Origin of the sequence: Trebonia sp. (genome assembly GCF_049794275.1) — a bacterium.
Classification (GTDB): Bacteria; Actinomycetota; Actinomycetes; order Streptosporangiales; family Streptosporangiaceae; genus Trebonia.
Genome location: NZ_JBARCR010000258.1, coordinates 1 through 6,707 on the forward strand (window position 1 = coordinate 1; position 6,707 = coordinate 6,707).

Annotated in this window: 7 protein-coding genes; 5 read left to right on the forward strand and 2 right to left on the reverse strand. The window is 68.4% G+C overall.

All coding sequences use genetic code 11. From position 1 onward, the window contains the following. On the forward strand, positions 1-587 hold a 587-nt coding region (locus WA805_RS07430; protein ID WP_425241963.1), incomplete at its 5' end, for an extracellular solute-binding protein. A 57-nt stretch (positions 588-644) separates the two neighbouring features. On the opposite strand, the gene WA805_RS07435 is transcribed toward WA805_RS07430, so the two are convergent. Further along, complete coding sequence (locus WA805_RS07435; protein ID WP_422324673.1) at positions 645-1,850, reverse strand: cobalamin-independent methionine synthase II family protein; 1,206 nt, start codon at positions 1,848-1,850, stop codon at positions 645-647. A gap of 76 nt (positions 1,851-1,926) precedes the next feature. Here WA805_RS07435 and WA805_RS07440 point away from each other — a divergent pair, with 76 nt between their 5' ends. Beyond that, positions 1,927-3,138: an acyl-CoA dehydrogenase family protein gene (locus WA805_RS07440; protein ID WP_422339717.1), complete on the forward strand. Its 1,212-nt coding sequence runs from the start codon at positions 1,927-1,929 to the stop codon at positions 3,136-3,138. Positions 3,139-3,151: 13 nt separating this feature from the next. Here the strand turns inward: WA805_RS07440 and WA805_RS07445 are convergent, their stop codons facing one another. Then, on the reverse strand, positions 3,152-4,987 hold the full coding sequence (locus WA805_RS07445; protein ID WP_425241964.1) for a M1 family aminopeptidase: 1,836 nt from the start codon (positions 4,985-4,987) through the stop codon (positions 3,152-3,154). Between the two features lie 123 nt (positions 4,988-5,110). On the opposite strand from WA805_RS07445, the gene WA805_RS07450 reads away from it, so the two are divergent. The 3 genes from WA805_RS07450 to WA805_RS07460 all read left to right on the forward strand — a co-directional run. Next, positions 5,111-5,497, forward strand: a complete 387-nt coding sequence (locus WA805_RS07450) for a hypothetical protein (RefSeq protein WP_422282257.1) — start codon at positions 5,111-5,113, stop codon at positions 5,495-5,497. After that, entirely contained in the window at positions 5,490-6,545 is a 1,056-nt protein-coding gene (locus WA805_RS07455) for a hypothetical protein (protein WP_422323453.1), read from the forward strand. The genes WA805_RS07450 and WA805_RS07455 overlap by 8 nt, the downstream gene beginning before the upstream one ends. Next, positions 6,497-6,707: hypothetical protein (locus tag WA805_RS07460; RefSeq protein WP_425241965.1), on the forward strand; the 211-nt coding region annotated here is incomplete at its 3' end. The genes WA805_RS07455 and WA805_RS07460, both read left to right, overlap by 49 nt.

Here is a 6,707-nt window from a genome sequence, read left to right on the forward strand (position 1 = left end):
GGGTCAACATGGTCAAGGACGGATCGGCGTCCAAGTCCGTGCTCACCTGGGGCCAGGACCCCGACCTCACCCAGCAGTTCCTGCACGGCAAGGCCGCCATGATGATAAACGGCCCGTGGATCTTCCCCGAGCTGAACACGGCCGGATGGAAGTACAACCAGCAGTACGGCATCGTGCCGATCCCGCTCAACTCCGCGGGGGACAAGCTGACCACCCCGCTGGGCGGCGAGACCCTGGACATCGGCGCGGGCGGCTCGTCCGCGCAGCAGCAGGCCGCCTGGGAGTGGGTGCAGGGCATGCAGCAGCCGACCGCCATGGCGTACATGGCGTCCCACATGTACTACCTGCCGAGCAAGACCGCCGTCATCCAGCAGTACCTCCAGAGCGGACCGCAGTACACCGTGTTCGCGCAGGAGACCCAGACGGCACGGGCCCGCACGATCGAGTACGGGGCCAACTACCCGAAGGTCTCGCAGGCGATCTGGACCGCTATCCAGTCCGCGATCACTGGCACCGCCTCGGTGAACTCGGCGTTGCAGACCGCGCAGGGTACGGTCTCCGGCGTCCAGCAGCAGTCGTCCAGCTAGCTGAGCGCCGTACGCGGGGCCGGCCCGACGGGTCGGCCCCGCGTCGCGTCTGCGGCGCTAGCCCCAGAGCCGCTGGCTTGCCAGCTCGGCGCCCTTGACCAGAGTGTCGAGCTTCGCCCACGCGATCTGCGGATGGACGCGGCCGCCGAGGCCGCAGTCGGTGGACGCGACGACGTTCTCCCGGCCGACCGCCTCGGCGTACCTGGCGATCCGGTCCGCGACGAGTTCCGGGTGCTCGATGACGTTGGTGGAGTGGCTGACCACGCCGGGCAGGATGACCTTGCCCGCGGGCAGCTTCACGTCCCGCCAGATCTTCCACTCGTGCTCATGCCGTACGTTGGCGGCCTCGAACGAGTAGGCGCCCGCGTTGATCTCCAGCATGACGTCGACGATGTCGGCCATCGGGATGTCGGTGATGTGCGGACCGTGCCAGCTGCCCCAGCACAAGTGGAAGCGGATCCGCTCCGCGGGCAGGTCGCGGATCGCGTAGTTGAGCGCCTCGACACGCTTCCTGGTGAACCGCCGGTAGTCCTCGACGCTGGGCGCCGGGTTGATCTGGTCCCAGTTCTCGGCGATCGCCGGGTCGTCGAGCTGCAACACCAGGCCCGCGTCGATGATCGCGGTGTACTCCTCGCGCATCGCGTCCGCGCAGGCGTACATCATCTCCTCGTCGTCGGCGTAGAAGTCGTTGCCGAACCGCGCGCAGCTGCCCGGCGCCACCGAGTTCAGGAAGCCGTCGGAGACCCCCGCGGCGGCCATCGCCGCCTTCATGTCGGCGATGTCCCGCTGTACGTCGTCCTGCCCCTGGTAAGAGATCGGCCCGCGGCAGACCGGCGCGATCGCTGCCCGGTTCGGCAGCCCCACGCCTGCGGTCGGATCCAGATACGCGTCCAGGAACGCCTGCCAGTCACGGCGCTCGCCGAACGACGCGAGCCTGATCTCGCCCGGCTTGGCCTTCGCCTGCGGTATCTCCGAGATGGTCAGGTCGGTCAGCTCGATGTTGGCCAGCCGCTCGAACACGTAGGTCCACCAGGTGCCGTAGTCATACCGCTGGCCCATCGAGTGCCCGTACTCGCCGTCGTTTACCAGGTCGATGCCGATGTCGCGCTGCCGGGCGACGACGTCCGCCACCGCCGCGCGCAGCCTGCTCAGGTAGGCCGGCTCGTCGGAGAAATCCCCCTCCGCCCGCCGCTCGTTGAGCGCGATCAGGTCCTCAGGTCGTGGCAGGCTGCCCGCGTGGCTGGTCAGGATCCGGTCCGGCATATCTCCTCCTTGGCCAACCCGATCGTACCGGTCATCATTAGCATGTTCCCGCTAGTACGAGACAAAGTGAGGCCATATGGACACCCGACCTGTCTACACGCTGAGCTCGCGGCCGGCTGTCATCGCAAGCCGTAGCGAGGCGATCGAGCGGGCGCGGGCCTTGCGGGAACGGCTGCGCGAGCGACTGCCTCTGGGGCAAGAACTGCGACGGCTCCCGGACGAGACCGTCGCCGACATCCTGGAGTCCGGCTTGTTCGGGGTCATGAAGCCTAAGCACTACGGCGGCTCGGAACTCGGCACCCAGACGATGATCGACGTGACCATAGAGCTCGCCTCGGCCGACCCGTCGGCCGGCTGGGTCTACATGCTGTGGACAGCGCACATGTGGCTACAGGCACTGTGGCCGAAGCAGGCGATGGACGAGACGTGGGAGAACCCGAACACGCTGGCATCGTCTGTAGTGTCCACAGCCGGAAACGTCGAGAAGGTTGAGGGCGGTTACCGGTGGACCGGGCGCGGCTTCTTCTCTTCGGGTGTCGACCACTGCAACTGGCTCACTGCGCTGGTGCCCACGTTCAAAGACGGCGAGCGGCTGGATCTGCGCTGGCTGCTGCTGCCGCGGGAGGACCTGGCGATTGTCGACGACTGGCACACCATCGGCCTGCGCGGCACGGGGTCCAAGACGATCGTCCTGAACGATGTATTCATCCCCGAGTACCGGACCGTGCCGGTGCTGGACATTCTGAACGGCGACAGCCCCGGCCGCGAGGTGAACACTCACCCGATGTACGGCGGGTCGACGGACGCCAACTTCACCGGGGCGATGTCGGTCCCGGCGATCGGCGCCGCCAAGGGCCTCATCGAGATGTTCCACCAGCGTCTCGGTTCCAAGATCGAGATCCCCGACAGCACCAACAGCCCGTACCTGCCTGAGGGGATGTCGATCACGATGGGGCGGCTGTCGCAGGCCGCTGCCACCATCGATGCCAGCCGAGCGCTGATGCTGGTCAACGCGCAGAGCTTCGCCGAGCGGCCCGCCAAGGAGGTCACCCTGGCGGACACTATGCGGATGAAGCGCGATACGGCCTGGTGCGCCCAGCAGGCCCGTCGCGCCGTCAACGTGCTGTACGAGGAGTCCGGTGGCAGCGCACTGTCGGAGAACTCGCCGCTGCAGCAGTTCTGGCGCGACACCAATGCCGCCGCCGCCCATCGTGGCCTCATGTTCGACTGGCAGGCTGAAGGCTGGGTCAAGGCTGTCCTTGGCCTTCCCGTACCACTGCCGATCTGACTCGGGCCGCTGACTACGCGCACGTCCCGCCAGCGGCGTAGAAGCCGGAACCGGCGAGGCCGGGACCGGTGATCGTGGGCCGGTTCGCCCCGCCGCCGGCCGGGTAGGCGGTGTCGAACCACTGCTTGAAGAACTGGCTCAGCCGCTGCTGGCAGGCGCTGCTGTGTACGGGCAGCCACCGGTGGAAGACGGCCTCGAGCTCAGGCTCGGTGATGCTGGACCCGCCGTACGTGCGCTGGAGCTGCCGCAGCGCCGCGTCGAATCTGGCCGGCCCGAGGATCTGGCGCAGCGCGATGTAGGCGGCGCCTGGCCGGTTGTAGGTGTTTGACGTGTCGAACAGGCTGTAGGGGATCGGGTTCGAGGGCGCGGTTGTCCAGAAATCCGTGCCGCTGCCGTAGATCTGGTTGAACTGCTTCACCAGGCTGGCCTGGAAGGCGGCCCGGCCCTTGGCCGTGGACGGGCCGCCGGCCGCGTTCTCGGCGAGGCGCGCCGCGTAGAAGAACTCCGCCAGGGTAGCCAGGCCTTCCTTGTAGAAGGTCATGCGGTAGCCGCCCTCGGAGACGTTATCTCCCCACCATTGGTGCATGTTCTCGTGGTAGAGGGTGTCGGTGTCGATCTGCCCGCCGGCAAAGGCGATCATGCCCTCCATTTCCTCGTCGAAGCTGGCGTCAGGGGTGCCAATGATGATCCCGTTAGAAGCGAACGGGAAGGGCCCGTTGAACTGGCTCTCGAACGCGGTGATGTCCGGCTGCATATCCATGATGGCCAGGTTCTTCGTGCGCTGCGCCGCGCTGATCGACAGGTCCTGCGCCTGGTAGAACCGGATGCCGTTGACCACCCGCGAGGTCAGGCTGTAGTTGCCGACGCTGTCTTCCACCAGGTAGCTGGCGACCGGCATGCCGGCGTGCCAGTTCCAGGTCACCGAGCCGCCAGGGAACTCCGGGCTAGCCGGATGGTGCCGCACCGAGACCAGCTCCCCGTTGGCGACCACGGTCCGGCCCGCGGTGACCGTGTCGGAGAAGTCGTAGCTGGGCTTGGCCGTCGGGTAGTCGTTAAGCGGCATCCAGTCTTCCGAGGCCACCGGCTCGGTGGTCACGAAGCCGCCATCGGAGGCGCGGAACCAGCCCTCGGTGGTGCCGTCCCCGTCATTGTGGACGCCGGGTCGGCCTGTGTAGTTCACCGTGACGGTGAATGGGGCACCGCCCCTGATCCGTGTCGGCGGCGTAATCACAAGCTTGTTGGCCGGGCACTGGGTGCCGTTCATCGAGTCGGCCGCTGCGTCGGTGTTCGGCAGCTCTGGCGTGCAGGCCGGGGGCAGCGGGTTGTGATTCGGGCCGCCGACCGGGTTGGACTCTGACGCCTCGTGGGCGGCGGGGTTCGGGTCGTTCTGCCCGTTCGGATCGCCCGGGTAGGTCGGCTGTACGAAGCTGAACCGGGCCGGGACACCGTTGACGCTGACCGAGCTGACCGTCATGTCCGGGCCCGCACTGGTGTTGGCGGACGTCCGCTCGAAGTCGAGGCTGAAGCTGGTCAGGCACTGCGTGGCCCGCTCGGTGAGGGCCACCCGGTTGCCGGGCAGGAACTTGTTCGTCGTGGCGTTGTAGACCAGGTGCACGAGCGTGTGCAGGCTGGTATAGCCGCCGTTGCCGGTCTCCGGGTACAGCAGCGAACCGGGCGATGCCAGGGTATGAGCTCCGGCAGAGCACCCGCCGCCCCCGCCCGCCGGCGAATCTCCGGCCTGCGAAGCTCCGGCCTGCGAAGCTCCGGCTGGAGAGGCCGTCACCAGCCACGGCAGGACCAGTCCCGCACACGCCGCCGCGACAGCGATCCTCAGTGAGCGCCCGGCCATCTTGTGCCTCCTCACGCGTCAGTCCTTCCCCTGGTGACTCATTCTCGGGCAGCTGCAAACTGGCTGCAAGGTCCTGCGCGCACGCTTGCCATCAGGCGTAGTACTCACGACGAGGAGACGACGATGGCGAGCACGGCGGTTGACAAGTTCCTGCAGGCGATCGAGAGCGCGGCGATTCCCGGGTGCGATGCCTGGAGCGCGGACGCCACCCTGGACGCGACGGTGCCGAACTGGCGGATGCACAAGGCGGGCGCGGACGCGATTCGCGCTGAGTACTCGCGGTGGTTCGCCGACCCCGCGCAGTTCGACGAGCTGCACCGGTTCCCCGTTGCTGGGGTCGGAGAGCTGATCGAGTACACGTTGAGCTGGCAGGAGAACGGCGTGCCGCACGCGGCTCATCACATGCACCTGCTCACCGTTCGCGACGACCGCATCGTCAACGACACCGTCTTGTGCGGCGGCCGCTGGCCGGCCAAGCTGCTCGCAGAGATGGAAGCCGCCGATGCCTGACCGCGGACCTGGCCCCTGGGGTGAGGCCGACCAGAGGGCCGAGGCTGACCAGCGGGTCGGCCTGTCCGAGCTGCTCGCCCGCGCCACCGACCGGGTGCCGCTGGACGGCGCGCCGGGCAAGTCCGGGGCCGAGATGGAACGGCTGATGATCGACGGCCAGCCGTACGTGCTCAAGCGGCTGGATCTCGCCAGGGACTGGACGCTGCGCGCGTCGGGCTGCCTGCCCGGGCCGCCGCTGGTGCTCTGGCAGCGCGGCATCCTCGACCGCCTGCCCGGCTGCATCAACCAGCCGATCGTCGCCGTCGCCGGGTACGCCCCCGCCAGCCCCCGGCCGTCCGGCGGCTGCCTGCTGCTCATGCGCGACGTGTCGCCCTGGCTCGTCCCGGCAACCGATGCGGCCATCACGGAAGGTCAGCACACACGCTTTCTGCGGCACATGGCGGAGCTGCACGCCGCGTTCTGGGGCTGCGGCCGGGAATGCGACGTCGTGCCGGCGATGCACCGCTACCTGGAACTGTCGCCGTGGCTGGCGAAGGCAGAGCTGGCAATTGGCTCGGAACACCTGGTGCCGAGCCTCGTCGCCAAGGGCTGGCCGCTGCTGGCCGACGTAGCGCCCGCCGCCGCCGCCGTAGTCACCCCGCTGGCGTACGACCCAAGTCCGCTGGTGGCGGCGCTGGATGCCACGCCGCACACGTTGGTGCACAGCAACTGGAAGCTGGACAACCTTGGCACCGACGAATCAGGGCGGACCATCCTGCTCGACTGGGAGCAGCCGGGCCGCGGCGCCGCGCTGTCCGACCTGGCCTGGTACCTGGCGATCAACTGCCGCCGCCTGCCGCAGTCCAAGGAGGCGTCGATCGAGTACTACCGGGAATCCCTTGAGGCACAAGGCATCGAAACCGGCCCGTGGTGGGAGCGCCAGCTCGCACTGTGCCTGCTCGGCGCGCTCGTGCAGTTCGGCTGGGAGAAGGCGCTGGGCGGGTACGACGAGGAGCTGGCGTGGTGGGAGGCGAAGTCGATCCAGGCGGCGCCGCTGCTGGTGAGCTGACCGCGAGGCTGCGGGAAGCGTACGACTCCGCGGCCCCGGCGTGGACGGACGGGGCGGAACGGGTGTACCTGCCACTGGCACAGGCGCTGGTCGGTCAGGTGGAGGTGGCCGGCCGCCGGGTGCTGGACCTGGGCGCCGGCACCGGCGTGACGAGCCGGGCGG